Raw genomic sequence first — 17737 nt, 5'->3', positions numbered from 1 at the left:
CCCACCCGCCGCCGAAGCTTGATTTACGCACCCGCCGCCGAGGCACGAAAACGCTCGACCGCCCGAAAGAGGATTGCCTACGAGTGCCCCAGGTCCTCGTCGCCGTTGCCGGAGGCCACCGCTCCGACCGAGCCCGCGTCCGCGTCCGGGCGCAGGGCCAGGACGTCGACCACCGTCTCGTCGATCACCGGCGGCGCCGGTCGCGGGGCCTTGGGCATGACGGCCGCCTCGGAGTGGCCGCCGCAGCCGTACGACAGGGAGACCACGCGGCCGTCCGCGGGCGAGAACTCGTTGGCGCAGACGCCGAAGGCCTGCCCGAGCGAGCCGCCGATCTTCGCCAGGAAGCCGCAGGAGCCGCAGGAGGCGGGGGCCGCCTGTGCCATGGGGGTCTTCGCGCCGAAGGACTCGTCCCAGCGGTCGGCCGCGACATGCAGCCCGTACCGGGAGAGCACGCGCGCCCGGCGCAGGCCCAGCTCCTCGGCGACCGCCGCGATCGAGCCGCGGGACGGCGCGACCGGCAGCGCCGCCACGGGGCCCTCGGTGACCTCGGCGTCCTCCGCCTCGACGAGCTCCGCCATGTCCTCGGACACGGGAGAGTTCGGCGGCGGCACGTCGTCGCCGGTGTAGCCGGGCTCCAGGCGCAGATCGTCGGCCTCGGTCGGCAGCAGGTCGCCGGGCCCGAGGTCGCCGGGGCGCAGCCGCTCGCTCCACGGCACCCACTCGGGGGCGAGGAGGGCGTCGGGCCCGGGCAGCAGCACGACCTCGTCGAGCGTGACGTACTTGGCGCGGGAGGCACGGGCCACGGTGGCGGCCCAGCGCCAGCCCCGGTAGCCGAACTCCTTGCACTCGAAGAGGTGCGTGACGACGCGGTCGCCCTCGACCACCGTCTCGACGTGCTCGCCCACCACCCCGGGTGCGGCGGCCTCCTCGGCCGCGGCCCGGGCGATGTCCACCGCCTCGGCGCACAGGCGGTCCGGGGTGCGGCTTCGCGTTGTCGCTGCGCTCACAGGTATCGCTTCTCTCCTACGCCGTCTCACGAGTGCGCCGTCCTGTGTGCGGGAGCGCGGGCGGAGCGGACCGGAGGGCCGCGTCGACGTCCGCGCCCGAGCGTTCCGGGCGCACCTACGCCATCCATTCTGCGGGATGGCCGAGAGGCGCGCGGCCGAGAACAACCGCCGCGGGCGCGCTACGCACGCTACCTCCTCTGACGCGCTGCGCCCACACCGACGTACGAGCCGCACCTGGCCGGAAAGCCGACCGGCGTGTCCATATCGGCACTAGTTCGCCCGAACAAGGGGCACCATTGCTGCGTGGCTGCCGGTAGGTCGTCGTTCAAGTCGTCGTCAGGCGCGTCGTCGCGCGCGTCGGACGCGCCGAGCCGCCTTCGCAGAATCGGCCGCGCCCTGCACCTGCCTTTCACCGGCACCGCACGCGGCATCCGCAAAGCGACGCACGCGCACGGGGCGGGCGAGTCGGGGCTCGGAAAGCTGATCGAACTGCACGCGCTGAACGGCGCGGGCGACGTCATGATCACGGTCGCCCTCGCCTCGACGGTGTTCTTCTCCGTGCCGACGGACGAGGCGCGCGGCCGGGTCGCCCTGTATCTCGCGATCACCATGGCGCCGTTCACGCTCCTCGCGCCCGTCATCGGGCCGCTCCTCGACCGGGTGCCGCACGGGCGGCGCGCCGCGATGGCCGCGTCGATGCTGGCCCGGGCGCTGCTCGCCCTCGTCCTCGCGGGCGCAGTGGCGGGCGGCGGGCTCCAGCTGTACCCGGCGGCGCTCGGCGTCCTCGTCGCGTCGAAGGCGTACGGGGTGGTGCGCTCGGCGGTCGTGCCGCGGCTGCTCCCGCCGCGCTTCTCGCTGGTGAAGGCGAACTCGCGGGTCACGCTCGGCGGGCTGCTCGCCACGGGCGCGGCGGCCCCGGTCGGGGCGGGCCTGCAGGCGATCGGCCCACGCTGGCCGCTCTACGGGGCCTTCGTGCTGTACGTGTGCGGGGTCTTCCTGTCGTACTCGATGCCGCACAAGGTGGACTCGGCGCGGGGCGAGAGCAAGGCGCTGCTCGCGGCCGACGAGGAGCATCTGCACGGTCCCGCGCGGGCCAAGGCGCGCAGGCCGGGCCTGCGGACGGTCGGCCCGGCGGTCACCCACGCCCTCGCCGCGAACGCCACGCTGCGGTGTCTGTCCGGCTTCCTGATCTTCTATCTGGCGTTCCTGCTGCGCGAGCATCCGCTGACCGGGCAGAGCGCGGCGGTCTCGCTCGGGCTCGTGGGCGTGTCGGCCGGGGCGGGGAACGCGCTGGGCACGGCGGTCGGGGCCTGGCTGAAGGCGCGGGCACCCGAGGTCATCATCGTGACGGTGCTCGCGGTGGTGCTCGCGGTGGCCGTGCTGTCCGCCGTCTTCTTCAGCGCGCTCATGACGGCGTGTCTCGGCGCGGTCGCCGGGTTCGCGCAGGCGCTGGCCAAGCTGTCCCTGGACGCGACGATCCAGCGGGACGTCCCGGAGGCGGTGCGCACCTCGGCGTTCGCACGCTCGGAGACATTGCTGCAGATGGCGTGGGTGGTCGGCGGGGCGATCGGGATCGCGCTGCCGCTGAACGGGGTGCTCGGCCTGTGTGTCGCGGCGGCGATCGTGGCGGCGGGCTGGCTGTCCACGGTGCGCGGCCTGCTGGCGTCCGCGCGGCACTCGGGGCCGACCGGCCGGGCACGAGTGGCGTAGAGGCGCAAACGCGACACCAGCTCCCCCACTCGGAGCGGGAGCGGTGGCGCCAGATAGCCTTCCGCCATGACCTCCCAGCGTTTCGCCCAGCGCCACCGCCGCGCCGCTGCCGCCGTCGGTGTTGTCGGCGCCGGACTGCTCGTCCTCTCCGCCTGCGACAAGCCGACTCCGCTGGCCACCGTCACGGTGGACCGCGAATCGGTGAACTCTGAGGCCAGCTGCTACAACGACGGCGATCCCCTGAAGCCGACCGCCCTCCAGGGCTGCCTGAAGGACAAGGACGCCAAGTCCATCAAGGTGGACCCGGACGCCACGGTCCGCTTCGGTGTCGACCCGGAGATCGCGGAGAAGGGCTGGACGCTCCTGATGAACGGCCAGCCGCTCACGGACGCCAGCAAGAAGACCTACCGCACCGTTCCGGGCAGCGTCTTCTTCAACCAGCAGTACGGCGCCTCCGGCTCCGCGACCACCGTCACGATCCTGTCGGGCGGCAACTCCAAGGCGTACGGCCTGTGGTCGTTCAAGCTCGAGAAGGACTCCTGACGAATACCGCGACACCTCGCGTCCTGATCGCCACCGCCGTCCCGGCCGAACGGGACGCGGTGGCGGGCGCGCTGAACGATCACCCCTCGCTCGATGTCGTAGCGGTCGGCGTGGGCCCCGCGGCCGCCGCGGCCGGCACCGCGACCGCGCTCACCAGGGCCGAGCTCGCGGGCACCCCGTACACGCTGGTCGTCTCGGCCGGCATCGGCGGCGGCTTCACGGCCGCGCCGGGCGCGGTCCTGGTCGCCGACGCGATCACCGTCGCCGACCTGGGCGCCGAGACCGCCGAGGGCTTCGTGCCCGTCACCGAACTCGGCTTCGGCACCGTCACCCACACGCCGCCGGAATCCCTCGTAAGGGACCTCGCGTCGGCCGCCTCCGCCACGGTCGGCACCGTGCTCACCGTCTCCACGGTCACCGGCACCGCCGACCGCGCCGCACTCCTCGCGCAGCGGCACCCCGGCGCCGTGGCCGAGGCGATGGAGGGCTTCGGGGTCGCCGAGGCCGCCGCCGCGCACGGCGTTCCGGTGGCCGAGATACGCGCCGTCTCCAACGCCGTAGGACCCCGCGACCGCGACGCCTGGCGCATCGGTGACGCGCTCGCCGCGCTGGCCTCCGCGTTCGGGAAGACCGCGCCCGTACTGGAGAGTTGGAAGAACACATGACCGACACCGCAGCGGGGGCCGAGACCGCCCGCATCGCCTTCTCGCCCTGCCCGAACGACACGTTCGTCTTCGACGCCTGGGCCCACGGCCGCGTCCCCGGCGCCCCCGCGCTGGACGTGACCTTCGCCGACATCGACATCACGAACGGCGTCGCCGAGCGCCGCGAGGACGCCTACGAGCTCCTCAAGGTGTCGTACGCGGTCCTGCCGTACGTCCTCGACGACTACGCGCTGCTGCCGTGCGGCGGCGCGCTCGGGCGCGGCTGCGGCCCTCTCGTCCTCACGCGCGAGCCGGGCGTCGACCTCTCCGACAAGCGCGTCGCGGTGCCGAGCGAGACCTCGACGGCGTACCTGCTGTTCCGGCTGTGGGCGGCCGACGTCGTCCCCGGCGGCGGCGTCGGCGAGATCGTCGTCATGCCGTTCCACGAGATCATGCCGGCCGTGCGCGACGGGAAGATCGACGCCGGGCTCGTCATCCACGAGGCCCGCTTCACGTACCAGAACTACGGCCTGCACAAGCTCGCCGACATGGGCGAGCACTGGGAGGCCACGACGGGCCTGCCGATCCCGCTCGGCGCGATCATCGCCCGCCGCTCGCTGGGTGCGGAGAAGCTGCGTTCGTACGCGGACGCCGTGCGCACCTCGGTCCGGATGGCCTGGGACGACCCCGAGGCCAGCCGCGGTTACGTCATGGACCACGCGCAGGAGATGGACCCGGCCGTCGCCGACCAGCACATCGGCCTGTACGTCAACGAGTTCACGGCCGACCTCGGCGAGGACGGCTACGCGGCGATCCGCGGTCTGCTGACCCGGGCCGCCGCCGAGGGCCTGGTCCCGGCGCTCGCGCCGGACGCGCTGTCCTTCCCGTAGCCCGTCGGACGTCGCGCGTCAGACGTCCAACTGGTCCGCCACCGCCCGGAGCAGACCGGCGATCTTCTTGCCCGCCGTCTTCTCCGGGTACCGGCCGCGCTCCAGCATCGGCGTGATGTTCTCGAGCAGCGTCGTCAGGTCCTGGACGATCGACGCCAGTTCGTCCGGCTTGCGGCGCTGCGCGGCCGCGATCGAGGGCGTCGGGTCGAGGATGGTGACCGAGAGCGCCTGGTCGCCGCGCTGTCCTGCGACCACCCCGAACTCGACGCGCTGGCCGGGCTTGAGGGCGTCCACGCCTGCGGGAAGTACGGAGGAATGCACGAAGACGTCGCCGCCGTCGTCGCGGGAGAGGAAGCCGAAGCCCTTCTCGCTGTTGAACCACTTGACCTTGCCGGTAGGCACGTGAAGTCCTCGTCCTCGTACTAGAAGAAATCGCTGGGATAAAGCGGCTGGATAGCAGGACAGCGGGCCGTGGTCCGACCCGCCGTCACCAAGACTATTGGTCTCGGGCCCGGTGACAAGATGTCGCCCGAGGGTTCGCCCGCCGGTCTCCGCCCGTCTGTGCTCGGCCCGTGTTTGTCTCTCTGCGCTGGGAACTACCCTGGTGGGGTGCGCGACAAAACCCAAGCCAATTCCGCGGTGGCCGAGACAGGACCCGGCGACGGCCTCGTGAAAGCCGGCGGCATCGTCTTCGTCGTGGGGGCGATCGCCACCCTCGTCACGATGGCGCCGTTGTTCCTCGGCACCGACCCGTTCCCGCCCATTTCCTATGCGGTGTGCATGCTGATGGGCGTCGGATTCGTCATCGCCGCCGTCGGCGTCCTACGGGGCATCGCCGCGCAGCGCCGTCAGGCGCGCTCCGCCGCGTAACCCGCAAGCCAGGCCGGGAACTCCGTCAGGTCCTTCAGCACCACATCGGCGCCCGCCGCCCGCAGTTCGGCGGCGTCGCACGGCCCTGTCGTCACGCCCACGGACAGCGCCTCGGCGGTGCGTGCCCCGCGGACGTCGCCGACATGGTCGCCGACGTAGACGCTCGCGCCGTGCTCGCGCAGGGCGTGGCCCTTGCCCTCGGCCCACAGGTCGCCGACGACGGCGTCCGCGTCGATGCCGAGGTGCGCGAGGTGCAGCTTGGCGTTCGGCTCGTACTTGGCGGTGACGACGATCGCCCGGCCGCCCGCCGCGTGCACGGCGGCGATGGTCTCGCGCACGCCCGGCATCGGCAGCGTCGGTGTGATCGCGTATGTGGGATACATCTCACGGTAGCGGTCGGCCATGGCCGGGATCTCCTCCGGCGGGCACCAGTACGCCAACTCCTCGGTCAGCGGCGGCCCCAGGCGCGAGACGATCAGATCCGCGTCGATCCGCATCCCCGTCTCCTCGGACAGTGCGACCCAGGTGGCACGGATGCCGGGCCGGGAGTCGATCAGCGTCATGTCGAGATCGAAACCGACGGTGGGGCCGGTGGAGCCGGTGGGCCCGGCGGACGTGGGGTCTGTGTGGGGAGCCATGGGCAACATTCTGCCTCTCCGCTCTCGGCGCCCCCGAAGCCGATCCCGGCGGCCACGCTTCTCCGGTGACGGGTTCCCCACAGGCGGTCCCAAGGGCACCATGGGCACTCATGAAGCACACCCGCCACACCCTCGGTGCCGCGCTCGCCCTCGCCCTCGCGCTCGGCCTCTCCGCCTGCGGCTCGGACGACGACGGGGGCGCGGCCAAGCCCGCCGCCAAGGCCTCCGGCAGCCACACGGTCGACACCGCCATGGGCGGCGTCAAGGTCAAGAACCTCCCCGAGCGCGTGGTCGTCCTGAACACCGCGGGGCTCGACTCGGCGATCACCCTCGGCATACGGCCCGTGGGCGCCACCGGATCCGGCGCCGAGCAGCCCTTCCCCTCGTACCTGCCCGCGCCGAAGACCAAGGGCATCACCGAGGTCGGCGAGCGCGGCAGCCCCGACCTCAAGAAGATCGCCGCTCTGAAGCCCGACCTGATCATCGGCGACAAGGCCCACGACGGCGGGCGCTACAAGCAGCTCACCGCCATCGCCCCCACCGTCCTCACCGGGTCCTCCGACGCCGCGTGGAAGCGGAACTTCCGCGTGCACGCCGACGCGCTCGGCGAGAGGACGCGGGCCCGGCAGGTCGCGGCCGCGTACAAGAAGCACGTCGCCGCCGTCACCAAGGCCGTCGGCGGGGCGGGCGCGGCGGCGCGGACCGAGGTCAACGTCGTCCGGTTCGTCGCGGGCTCCGACATCCGCATCCTCGGTGGGCGGACCCCGGTGGCGACGGTCCTCTCCGACGTGGGCCTCGGCCGCCCGGCGATCACGAAGCAGGCGCGCGGCGGACTCTCCTACGACGTCGGGCCCGAGGCGATCGGCAGGGCGGACGCGGACGCGATCTTCACGTCCACGTACGGGAACCCGGGCCTGGCCAAGGTCGCGGAGGCCACCACGAGCGGCCAGTGGCGCGGCATCAGGGCGGTGCGGGACAGCCGGGTCTACAACGTGAACGACGAGCTGTGGGCGCAGGGGGTCGGGTACACGGCCGCCGACCAGATCCTCTCCGAGGTGGGGTCGGACCTGGGAGTTTGAGGACCGGTTCTAGACCCGGGGTGAGCGGGCCCGCCACACCAGGTAGAGCGCGGAGGCGAACGCCGCGCAGCGCAGCACCCACGGCCACGTCTCGTCGAGCGCGCCGCTGAACCGGCCGTCGGCTATCGGATCGCCCCACCGGCCGTCGCCGCGCCCCCACAACCAGACGATGCCGGCGAGCACGGCGACCCCCGGCAGACCGAACACCGCCCATTTCTTCTGTCCCATGGTCAGCTGCCGGGACAGATAGACGACGGCCCAGCCGATCAGCAGGACGAGGACGTTGCCGAGCACGGCGCCGACGACCAGGGCGAGGGCGGCGAGCAGCAGGAACGGCTGGGTGAAGGAACGTCCGAAGGAGGCGCGGGGGACGCGGCGGGGGCGGAACAGGCGGCGGGCGCCGAAGGGGCGGGCCTTCGCGGTGTCGCCGGCGGAGTCGTGGTCCTCGTCGCCGTCGCCGTCGCTGTCGTCGTCGCCGTCCGCGTAGTCCTCGTAGTACTCGTCTGCTTCCTTTGCCCTGGCCGGTTCGGGGAGGGGGCGCTTGCGGAGGTCGGGGCCGCGGTCGGCCCCCGGCGGCTTGAGTATGTCCGGGATCTCGATGCCTCCGACGAACCCCGGAACGTCGTCGACCTCGGAGCCCGGTATGCCGCCGCCACCGGCGCGCCACCAGTCGGCGGTCTCGATCGTGCCCAGTTCGTCGGTGCCGGCGAGGTGCACGGGGGCGGGTCCTTCGTCCACCGGTGGTTCGTCGGGTGCGGCCTTGCGGCGTACGCGGGGTGGGCGGGCTGTTCGGGGAGCGCGGGGCGCGCGGGCCTTCGGCACGATGCGGCCGAGCGCTCCCTTGCCCTCCTCGGGCTCGTCGCCGCCCGCGTCGCGGAAGTCGTAGGTGCCGTCGCCGTCCTTCGCTCCGGCGACGATCTCGTCCGGGGTGCCGAGCCGGCCGATCAACCTGCGGACGGCGGCGGGACTTTCGGCGCCGCCGGCCGCGCGGCGGCGGTCGATCTCGGAGCGCAGGTCGGCGACGAGGCGCATGCGGGCGGACGACGGCAGTTGCCGCGACTGGGCCAGGTCTCCGACCTTGCTCAGGTAGTCGAAGACGATCTGATCACTCTCGATCCCCACGAAGTCCCCTCCGGGGTGGCGCTGTTGACGTTCCGACGGTATCGCGAATGCATTCGCCGGACGGCGCCCCGGTCCGTGGGGGGTGCGGGTGGGAGGGGGTTGGGGGTGCGGGGGTCGGCGCGGGTGGGCCGGGAGGCTGGTCCGGGGATCGGCGCGGGTGACCGGATCCCGGCGGGCCGGGGGTGCGTCTGTGCCTGTGCCAGGGGTCGGGCGTTGGCATCCGGCGTCGGCGTCGAACGTCGGGCATCGGGCATCGGCGTCGGGCATCGGGCGTCGGGTTCCGGTGCCGGGGCTCCCGGCTCCCGGCTCCCGGCTCCCGGCTCCCGGCTCCCGGCTCCCGGCTCCCGGGCCAGTTTCCTCGCCCATCTCCCACCCGCCCGCCCCCTCCGGGGCTTCGGCCCGAAGTCCGCGGGCCCGGTTACCAAGGCCGCGCCGGGGTTTCGCCTGGGGCTGCGCCTCAGCCCCAGGCCACCCAACGAGCTCGCCCCCTCGTCGCATCCACGAACTGACTCGCCCGCGACGAGCCACTCGCCCTTCACCAGGGCCCCTCCGCCAAGCACGTTCTGCACCCAGTGGGGCAAGGCGATTCCCGGGTGCCCTGGCCGCTTCGACCGACGCTCCGCGGCCTTGGGCGCGGAACCCCATGGCGCCGCGCAACAAAACGACGGGCACCACTCCGGTACAGGGCCCGGGGCCCGGACCACCGAAGCCCCCGGAGGGGGCGGGCGGGTGGGAGACAAGCGGAGGACACCGCAAGCAGCGCCGCGCCGCACAGGCCACAGGGCCCGCCCCCGGACCAGCGACCACACCCCTGCGCCGTGCAACACGGACGACTGCCCCCGCCCCGTCCCACCAACCACACCCCGGCCCCACCCCACACCAACCACGGACCCCCGCCCCGCCGACCGCAACACGTCAAACCCGTCCACCCCGGCAAACCGCAACAAAGGGGCACCGCACCCGCACCCGCTACCGTGGGTGGGATGAGCAGCGACGAGCAGACGCCCGCGGCAGCACCCCGCTCCCTCGCGGAAGCGCTCCGCGCGCGCGACGACGGGTCCCTCGCGGCGCTCCTGCGCTCGCGCCCCGATCTGCTCGGCCCCGTGCCGAACGACATGACGCAGCTCGCCACCCGCGCCGGCACCCGCGCCTCGGTGATCCGCGCCCTCGACCGCCTGGACCGTTACACGCAACAGGTGGCGCAGGCCCTCGCGGTGGCCCCGGACCCGACGACGTACGAGACGCTGGAGACCCTCCTGCCCGGCGAGGACTCCGTCGCCGCGCTCCCCCGCGCCGTCGCCACCCTCCGCGGCCAGGCCCTCGCCTGGGGCGGCGACGACCAGCTGCGCCTCGTCCGCACCGCCCGCGAACTGCTCGCCCCCACCCCCCAGCACCCGTCCCCGACCGGCCTCGGCCCGACGGTCGCCGAGGCCACGTCCGGGATGTCGCCGGGCCGCGTGCAGGAGATCGTCGCGGCGGCGGGCCTCCCGTCCACGCACGACCCCGTGTCGGCGATCGCCGCGCTCACCGCCCTGTTCACCGACCCGCCCCGGATGTCGGCGCTGCTCGACGAGGCGCCGGCCGAGTCCGTCGACGTACTGAACCGCCTCGTATGGGGCCCTCCGTACGGTCAGGTCACGGCCCAACCGGCGGCGCACCTGCGGTGGTTGCTCGACCGCGGCCTGCTCGTACCGACCACCCCCGGCACCGTGGTGCTGCCCCGCGAGGCCGCCCTGCACCTGCGCGGCGGCCGGGCGCACCGTGAACTCCAGCCCCTCGCACCACCCGTACGGGAAAAGGCGGCACACCGTCCACAGGTTGTGGACGCCACCGCGGCCGCCGAGGCGTACACGGCGGTGTCGACCGTGGAGGAGCTGCTGAAGGACTGGGACGAGGGGGGACCTGCTGTTCTTCGCGCGGGCGGCCTCAGCGTCCGGGACCTCAAGCGCACCGCCGTCGCCCTCGACAGCCCCGAGCCGACCGCCGCCTTCTGGGTCGAACTCGCCTACGCGGCGGGCCTGTTGGCCTCCGACGGCGAGGCCGACGAGCGGTACGCGGCGACCCCCGCGTACGACGAGTGGGTGCTGCTGCCGCCCGCCGAGCGCTGGGAGCGCCTCGCCGCGGCCTGGCTCCCGGCGACCCGCACGGCAGGACTCGTCGGCGGCCGTGACGGCAAGGACCGGACGCTGTCCGCCCTCGGCCCGCACCTGGACCGTTCGGCGGCTCCCGAGGTACGCGGCCGGGTCCTCGCCCTGCTGCTCGACGAGCTGCCGGAGGGTGCCTCCCCCGAGCCCGACTCGGTGATCGAGCGCCTCACCTGGGAGCGGCCCTCGCCCGCCGCCCTGGACCTGCGCACCCGCCTCGCCCGGTGGACGCTCGCCGAGGCCGAACTCCTCGGCATCACCGGCCGCGGCGCCCTCTCCGCCCACGGCAGGGCGCTGCTCCGGCCCCCGGCCGACGACTCCGTCGCCCCGCACCCCCTCACCCCCGCCGAGGCGGCCCTCGCCGCCGCCCGCGCCGCGAAGCTGCTGGCGCCGCTGCTGCCGGAGCCGCTCGACCACGTCCTCCTCCAGGCCGACCTCACGGCGGTCGCGCCTGGCCCCCTGGAGCGCCCGCTCGCGGACGCGCTCTCCGTGCTCGCGGACGTCGAGTCGAAGGGCGGCGCGACGGTCTACCGCTTCACGCCCGGCTCGGTGCGCCGCGCGCTCGACGCCGGGCGCACCGCATCCGACCTCCAGGCGTTCCTCAGCCAGCACTCCCGTACGCCGGTCCCGCAGCCCCTCGCCTACCTCATCGACGACGTCGCCCGCCGCCACGGCCATCTGCGGATCGGCGCGGCCTCCGCGTACGTGCGCTGCGACGACGACGCCGTGCTCGGCGAGATCCTCGCGGACAAGCGGTCCGCGCCGCTGCGCCTGCGCCGCCTCGCGCCGACCGTCCTCGCGGCCCAGGCCGACCCCGGCACGCTGCTCGAGGGCCTGCGCTCCATGGGCTTCGCGCCGGCCGCCGAGACCCCCGAGGGCGACGTCCTGATCGCCCGCGCGCACGCCCACCGCACGCCGCCCCGCACCGCGCCCGACCCGGTCCCCGACGGCCCGCCGCTGCCCGACGACACGCTCGTCGACGCGGCGCTGCGGGCGATCCGCGCCGGTGACGCCGCCTCCACGGCCCCCCGCAAGCAGGCCCCGGCCCACCCCGGCAACGGCGAGCTGCCCCGCACCGGCTCCGCCGAGACCCTCGCCACGATGCAGGCCGCGGTCCTCACCGGCGAGGCCCTGTGGATCGGCTACGTCAACGCGGAGGGCGCCGCGAGCCAGCGCGTCATCGCCCCCGTACGCGTCGAGGGCGGCTTCGTCACGGCGTACGACCACACGGCCGACGAGGTCCGCACGTATCCGCTGCACCGGGTGACGGGGGTGGCGGAGCTCTCCGACCAGTGACGCCACCCTTCTGCCGGGATGCGGCACACTGGAGGTTTGGCCCGTGCGGAAGGAAGTGCGTACGTGAACGGTCCACTCATCGTCCAGAGCGACAAGACCCTGCTCCTCGAGGTCGACCACGAGCAGGCCGACGCCTGTCGCCGGGCCATCGCCTCCTTCGCCGAGCTGGAGCGGGCTCCCGAGCACATCCACACCTACCGGGTGACGCCGCTCGGGCTGTGGAACGCGCGGGCCGCCGGGCACGACGCGGAGCAGGTCGTGGACGCGCTGGTGGAGTTCTCCCGCTACCCCGTGCCGCACGCGCTGCTCGTCGACATCGCCGAGACGATGGACCGCTACGGGCGCCTCACGCTCAGCAAGCACCCGGCGCACGGGCTGGTGCTCACCTCCACCGACCGGCCGGTCCTGGAGGAGATCCTGCGCTCGAAGCGGATCCAGCCGCTGGTCGGCGCCCGGATCGACGCGGACACCGTCGCCGTGCACCCCTCCGAGCGCGGCCAGATCAAGCAGACGCTGCTGAAGCTGGGCTGGCCGGCCGAGGACCTCGCCGGGTACGTGGACGGCGAGGCGCACGAGATCGCGCTCGACGAGTCCGAGTGGTCGCTGCGGCCGTACCAGAAGCAGGCCGTCGAGAACTTCTGGCACGGCGGATCCGGTGTCGTCGTGCTGCCGTGCGGCGCCGGCAAGACGCTGGTCGGCGCCGGTGCCATGGCCGAGGCGAAGGCGACCACGCTGATCCTCGTCACGAACACCGTCTCCGCGCGGCAGTGGAAGCACGAGCTGGTGAAGCGGACGTCGCTGACCGAGGACGAGATCGGCGAGTACAGCGGTACGAAGAAGGAGATCCGGCCGGTCACCATCGCCACGTACCAGGTGCTCACGACGAAGCGGAAGGGTGTGTATCCGCACCTGGAGCTGTTCGACTCGCGTGACTGGGGGCTCGTCGTCTACGACGAGGTGCATCTGCTGCCCGCGCCGGTCTTCAAGTTCACGGCCGATCTGCAGGCGCGGCGGCGGCTCGGGCTCACCGCGACGCTGGTGCGTGAGGACGGGCGGGAGTCCGATGTCTTCTCGCTGATCGGGCCGAAGCGGTTCGACGCGCCGTGGAAGGAGATCGAGGCGCAGGGGTACATCGCGCCGGCCGACTGCGTCGAGGTCCGGGTGAACCTCACGGACTCCGAGCGGCTCGCGTACGCGACCGCCGAGGCGGAGGAGAAGTACCGGTTCTGTGCGACGACGGCGACGAAGCAGAAGGTGACGGAGGCGCTGGTCCGCAAGCACGCGGGTGAGCAGACGCTGGTCATCGGGCAGTACATCGACCAGCTCGACGAGCTGGGTGAGCATCTGGACGCGCCGGTCATCAAGGGTGAGACGACGAACGCGGTGCGCGAGAAGCTCTTCGACGCGTTCCGGGAGGGCGAGATCTCCGTCCTGGTCGTCTCCAAGGTCGCGAACTTCTCCATCGACCTGCCGGAGGCGACGGTCGCGATCCAGGTGTCGGGGACGTTCGGCTCGCGGCAGGAGGAGGCGCAGCGGCTGGGGCGTGTGCTGCGGCCGAAGGCGGACGGGCACGAGGCGCGCTTCTACTCGGTCGTGGCCCGGGACACCATCGACCAGGACTTCGCGGCGCACCGGCAGCGGTTCCTGGCGGAGCAGGGGTACGCGTACCGGATCGTCGACGCGGACGAACTCCTCGCGGAGAGCTGACCCGTCCCCCTGTTGCGGTCGACCGCCCTCAGGCCACGGGGCTCCGCCCCGGACCCCGCGCCTCAAACGCCGGCGGGGCTGTCATTGCCGAACCGGCGTTGCGCTCCCGGGGCTCCGCCCCGGACCCCGCTGCTCAATCGCCGCAGGGGCTTGATTTGCCCACCCGTCGCGGGGGCTTGATTGCCCCCGCCGCGCAGGCCTGATCGGCCCACCCGTCGCCGAGGCTTGATTGCCCCCGCCCCTCAGGCCTGATTGGCCCACCCGTCGCAGGGGCTTGATTGCCCCCGCCGCGCAGGCCTGATGTGGCCCGCCATCCGCAGGTGACGGACCCGTCCGTCCCCGTCCGCCGCCCATCTCCCACCACCCGCCCCCTCCGGGGGCGTCGGCCCCGCGGGGTGCCGCCCCGGCTGAGCGAGTCGCCGCCAGGTCCGGCTCCCCGCCCGTGGCGGGCGAGGTCGGCCCGCCTTCGGACGTGGCGTCAGGGTCGTTACCGGCTTGGGCAATCTGCCGCCTGGGGCGGCAGGGTGGGCAAGGCGGCGCACGGTGCCGCGCGATGTGGGCGGTAGGCCCAGAGCACGGTGCAGGCGAGCAGGGCGTACGGGGAGGCCAACGGCTGTTGCCACCACGTGAGGTGGAGGTCCAGGTTGCCCTCGTGGGGCAGGAGCCACATCGTGCGGGACGTGAAGAGGGCCGCCAGCGCCCACGCCGCGCGGCGGTGGCCCTCCGACCACACCACCGCGATCAGCGGCACGCACCACACCCAGTGGTGCGACCAGCTGATGGGCGAGACCAGCAGCGCCGTGAGCGCCGCGAGGATCACCCCCTGCTGTTCGTTGGCGCGGCGCGCCGCGTACAGGCCCAGCACCGAGACGAGCCCGGCCGGCACGGCCCACCACAGCCCCGGCTCGGGGGCGTGCAGCACCCGCGCCACAAGACCCTGCAAGGACTGGTTGTCGACGATCCACGCCTTGCCGACCCGCCCCGTCTCGTACAGCCGCCGCGTCCAGAACTCCCCGCTCGCGTACGGCAGGACGAGCGCGCCCACCACGACCGTGCCGACGAATCCGGCGACCGCCTGCCCCGCCTCCCGCCGCCTGCCCGCGAGGAACAGGTAGACGATGAAGACGGCGGGCGTGAGCTTGATGCCGGTCGCGACGCCGAGTGCCAGGCCCTTGCCGGGCGCGCCCGGCCGCCGCGTCAGATCCCACAGGATCAGGCAGGCGAGCGCCAGGTTGATCTGCCCGAACAGCACCGTCTGGAAGACCGGTTCGAGCCACAGCGCGAGCGCCGCGACCGCGCACACCACCGCCCACGGCACCCGCAGCCCCGCGAACCGGCAGGACAGCCGGACCAGCGCCACGACCAGCGCGATGTTGCCGAGGAGGAAGGCCGCCTTGAGCACGGAGAGCGGCACCCACGCCGTCGGCGCGAAGAGCAGCGCCGCGAACGGCGGGTAGGTGGCGGGGAGCCGCCACTCCGTGACGGCGAACCCGTACAGATCGCCCCCGCCGGCGAGCACCGCTGCCCCCTCGGCCCGGTAGACGAGAACGTCCGCCATCGGCAGCCCCCGCAGCGCGCAGAGCGCGGCCAGCGCGGCGACGGACAGAGACAGAAGGGCGTACGCACAGCGTGAAGGGGCGGTCACAGTCCGGCGACTGTACCGCCCCTTACGGAGCCCTTCCCGGCTACGACACCGGTCCACGGCACGGGCCTACGACACCTGCCCCTTGAACCGACGGAGCCGCAGGCTGTTGCCGACCACGAACACCGAGGAGAAGGCCATCGCCGCCCCCGCGATCATCGGGTTGAGCAGCCCCGCCGCGGCGAGCGGCAGCGCCGCCACGTTGTAGGCGAAGGCCCAGAACAGGTTGCTCTTGATGGTGTTGAGCGTCCGCCGCGAGAGCCGGATCGCGTCGACCGCCGCGCGCAGGTCACCGCGTACGAGGGTGAGGTCGCCGGCCTCGATCGCCGCGTCCGTCCCCGTGCCCATCGCGAGCCCGAGGTCGGCCTGCGCGAGCGCCGCCGCGTCGTTGACGCCGTCGCCGACCATGGCCACCGAACGCCCCTCGCCCTGAAGGCGCTTGACGACGTCGACCTTGTCCTGGGGAAGGACCTCCGCGATGACGTCCGCCGGGTCCGTGATGCCGACCTCCGCGGCGACGGAACGGGCCACCGCCTCGTTGTCCCCGGTCAGCAGCACCGGCCGCAGGCCGAGTCCGCGCAGCATCTCGATCGCCTCGGCGCTGGTCTCCTTCACCGCGTCGGCGACCTCCAGGACCGCGCGCCCCTCGCCGTCCCAGGCCACGGCGATCGCCGTCCGACCGGCCGCCTCCGCCTCGGCCTTCGCCTTCGCGAGCGCCTCCGGGAGCTTGATCTCCCACTGCTTCAGCAACTGCTCGCGGCCGACCAGCACCGCGTGTCCGTCCACGACTCCCTGGACGCCGAGCCCCGCGACGTTCACGAAGTCCTCGGGCGTCGGCAGCGTGCCGACCTCGGCGGCCGCGCCCGTCGCCACCGCCTGCGCGATCGGGTGCTCGGACGCGTGCTCCAGCGCACCGGCGAGGCGCAGCACCTCGGCCCGGTCGACGCCCTCGGCGGTGTGCGCGTCGAGCAGGGTCATCCGGCCGGTGGTGACGGTGCCGGTCTTGTCGAGGACGATCGTGTCGACCTTGCGGGTGGTCTCCAGGACCTCCGGGCCCTTGATCAGCACGCCGAGCTGGGCGCCGCGGCCGGTGCCGACCATGAGGGCGGTGGGCGTCGCGAGCCCGAGGGCGCACGGGCAGGCGATGATCAGTACGGCGACGGCCGCGGTGAAGGCGGCGGTCAGCCCCTCGCCCCTGAGCAGCCAGAAGGCGAGCGTCGCGAGGGCGAGCGCGATGACGACCGGCACGAACACCGCGGAGATCCTGTCGGCGAGCCGCTGGGCCGCGGCCTTGCCGTTCTGCGCGTCCTCGACGAGCTTCGCCATCCGGGCGAGCTGGGTGTCGGCGCCGACGCGGGTGGCCTCGACGACGAGCCGCCCGCCGACGTTCAGCGTGGCGCCCGTGACGGCGTCGCCGGTCTCGACCTCGATCGGTACGGACTCGCCCGTGAGCATGGAGGCGTCCACGGCGGAGGTGCCCTCGACGACCGCGCCGTCCGTGGCGATCTTCTCGCCGGGCCGCACGAGGAACCGGTCCCCGACCTTCAACTCGGCTACGGGAATGGTCTCCTCGCGCCCACCGTGCCGTACGACGGTCACGTCCTTCGCGCCCAGGTGCAGCAGCGCCCTGAGCGCAGCGCCGGCCTTCCGCTTGGAGCGCGCCTCGAAGTAGCGGCCCGCGAGGATGAACGCGGTGACGCCGGCCGCGGCCTCCAGATAGATGTTCCCCGCGCCGTCGGTGCGGGCGATGGTCAGCTCGAAGGGGTGCGTCATGCCGGGCATGCCCGCCGTGCCGAAGAACAGTGCCCACAGCGACCACAGGAACGCGGCGGACACACCGACCGAGACCAGCGTGTCCATCGTCGCGGCGCCGTGCCGCGCGTTGGTGAAGGCGGCCTTGTGGAAGGGCCAGGCCGCGTACACGACGACGGGCGCGGCGAGGGTCAGGGACAGCCACTGCCAGTACTCGAACTGGAGGGCAGGGATCATCGACATCGCGATGACGGGCACGGCGAGCACGATCGAGGTGATCAGGCGTTCCCGCAGCGTGCGCAGTTCGCGGCCGTCCTCCTCCGTCTCCCCTTCCGCCTGGTCCTCCGCCGCCTCCGTGGGGGCGACGGGCGGAGCGGGCGGCTTCGCCGTGTACCCCGTGGCTTCGACGGTGGCGATGAGGTCCGCGACCTCGACGCCTTCCGCGTAGCTGACCTTGGCCTTCTCTGTCGCGTAGTTGACGGTCGCCTCGACGCCGTCCATGCGGTTGAGCTTCTTCTCGACACGGGCGGCGCACGACGCGCAGGTCATGCCGCCGATCGCGAGTTCCACCTGTTCGGGCGGGGCGACGGTGTGCGCCGACATGGTGCCTCCTCGATTGCGGGGTGCGGCCGAGAGTACGTTCCGCGTACCCCCTATGGGTACCTCTCAACGTGATCCAGTTATACCCCCTGG

The 17737-nt window shown here is 73.3% G+C and carries 14 protein-coding genes; 8 read left to right on the top strand and 6 right to left on the bottom strand.

Annotation, left to right across the window (positions count from 1 at the left end):
* Nucleotides 1–77 precede the first annotated feature (77 nt).
* Nucleotides 78–1007: a DUF3027 domain-containing protein gene (locus ACZ7L4_RS20305; RefSeq protein WP_472104331.1), complete on the bottom strand. Its 930-nt coding sequence runs from the start codon at nt 1005–1007 to the stop codon at nt 78–80.
* Nucleotides 1008–1310: 303 nt separating this feature from the next.
* Here ACZ7L4_RS20305 and ACZ7L4_RS20300 point away from each other — a divergent pair, with 303 nt between their 5' ends.
* The 4 genes from ACZ7L4_RS20300 (at nt 1311) to ACZ7L4_RS20285 (ending at nt 4794) form a co-directional block, all read left to right on the top strand.
* Nucleotides 1311–2717: an MFS transporter gene (locus ACZ7L4_RS20300; protein WP_472104329.1), complete on the top strand. Its 1407-nt coding sequence runs from the start codon at nt 1311–1313 to the stop codon at nt 2715–2717.
* Between the two features lie 66 nt (nt 2718–2783).
* Nucleotides 2784–3260 (top strand): DUF2771 domain-containing protein, encoded by a 477-nt coding sequence (locus ACZ7L4_RS20295; protein ID WP_472104327.1) that lies wholly within the window; start codon nt 2784–2786, stop codon nt 3258–3260.
* Nucleotides 3230–3925 (top strand): futalosine hydrolase, encoded by a 696-nt coding sequence (locus ACZ7L4_RS20290; RefSeq protein WP_472104325.1) that lies wholly within the window; start codon nt 3230–3232, stop codon nt 3923–3925. The genes ACZ7L4_RS20295 and ACZ7L4_RS20290 overlap by 31 nt, the downstream gene beginning before the upstream one ends.
* The gene (locus ACZ7L4_RS20285; RefSeq protein ID WP_472104323.1) at nt 3922–4794 is read left to right on the top strand and encodes a 1,4-dihydroxy-6-naphthoate synthase; all 873 of its coding nucleotides are present in this window, start codon (nt 3922–3924) and stop codon (nt 4792–4794) included. The genes ACZ7L4_RS20290 and ACZ7L4_RS20285 overlap by 4 nt, the downstream gene beginning before the upstream one ends.
* A gap of 18 nt (nt 4795–4812) precedes the next feature.
* Here the strand turns inward: ACZ7L4_RS20285 and ACZ7L4_RS20280 are convergent, their stop codons facing one another.
* Nucleotides 4813–5196 carry a cold-shock protein gene (locus tag ACZ7L4_RS20280; protein ID WP_385769608.1) on the bottom strand — a complete coding sequence of 128 codons (384 nt, stop codon included), beginning with the start codon at nt 5194–5196 and terminating at the stop codon, nt 4813–4815.
* Nucleotides 5197–5403: 207 nt separating this feature from the next.
* On the opposite strand from ACZ7L4_RS20280, the gene ACZ7L4_RS20275 reads away from it, so the two are divergent.
* The gene (locus ACZ7L4_RS20275) at nt 5404–5664 is read left to right on the top strand and encodes a hypothetical protein (protein WP_472104321.1); all 261 of its coding nucleotides are present in this window, start codon (nt 5404–5406) and stop codon (nt 5662–5664) included.
* On the opposite strand, the gene ACZ7L4_RS20270 is transcribed toward ACZ7L4_RS20275, so the two are convergent.
* Complete coding sequence (locus ACZ7L4_RS20270) at nt 5643–6302, bottom strand: HAD family hydrolase (RefSeq protein ID WP_472104319.1); 660 nt, start codon at nt 6300–6302, stop codon at nt 5643–5645. The two genes, ACZ7L4_RS20275 and ACZ7L4_RS20270, sit on opposite strands and share 22 nt — an antisense overlap.
* A gap of 110 nt (nt 6303–6412) precedes the next feature.
* Between ACZ7L4_RS20270 and ACZ7L4_RS20265 the strand changes: the two genes are divergently transcribed.
* Complete coding sequence (locus tag ACZ7L4_RS20265; protein WP_472104317.1) at nt 6413–7381, top strand: ABC transporter substrate-binding protein; 969 nt, start codon at nt 6413–6415, stop codon at nt 7379–7381.
* 9 nt (nt 7382–7390) lie between these two features.
* Here ACZ7L4_RS20265 and ACZ7L4_RS20260 read toward each other — a convergent pair whose 3' ends face one another.
* On the bottom strand, nt 7391–8503 hold the full coding sequence (locus ACZ7L4_RS20260) for an HAAS signaling domain-containing protein (RefSeq protein ID WP_472104315.1): 1113 nt from the start codon (nt 8501–8503) through the stop codon (nt 7391–7393).
* Nucleotides 8504–9486: 983 nt separating this feature from the next.
* Here ACZ7L4_RS20260 and ACZ7L4_RS20255 point away from each other — a divergent pair.
* The gene (locus tag ACZ7L4_RS20255; RefSeq protein WP_472104313.1) at nt 9487–11943 is read left to right on the top strand and encodes a helicase-associated domain-containing protein; all 2457 of its coding nucleotides are present in this window, start codon (nt 9487–9489) and stop codon (nt 11941–11943) included.
* A 63-nt stretch (nt 11944–12006) separates the two neighbouring features.
* Entirely contained in the window at nt 12007–13650 is a 1644-nt protein-coding gene (locus tag ACZ7L4_RS20250) for a DNA repair helicase XPB (protein ID WP_450811388.1), read from the top strand.
* A gap of 487 nt (nt 13651–14137) precedes the next feature.
* Here ACZ7L4_RS20250 and ACZ7L4_RS20245 read toward each other — a convergent pair whose 3' ends face one another.
* Nucleotides 14138–15295, bottom strand: a complete 1158-nt coding sequence (locus ACZ7L4_RS20245; RefSeq protein WP_472104311.1) for a glycosyltransferase 87 family protein — start codon at nt 15293–15295, stop codon at nt 14138–14140.
* Between the two features lie 66 nt (nt 15296–15361).
* Nucleotides 15362–17647: a heavy metal translocating P-type ATPase gene (locus ACZ7L4_RS20240; RefSeq protein ID WP_472104309.1), complete on the bottom strand. Its 2286-nt coding sequence runs from the start codon at nt 17645–17647 to the stop codon at nt 15362–15364.
* Between the last annotated feature and the right edge of the window lie 90 nt (nt 17648–17737).

The organism is Streptomyces sp. NPDC107575, assembly GCF_055657265.1.
Note: the sequence above shows the minus strand (reverse complement) of the source record. Positions and strands in the feature narration are given on the sequence as shown.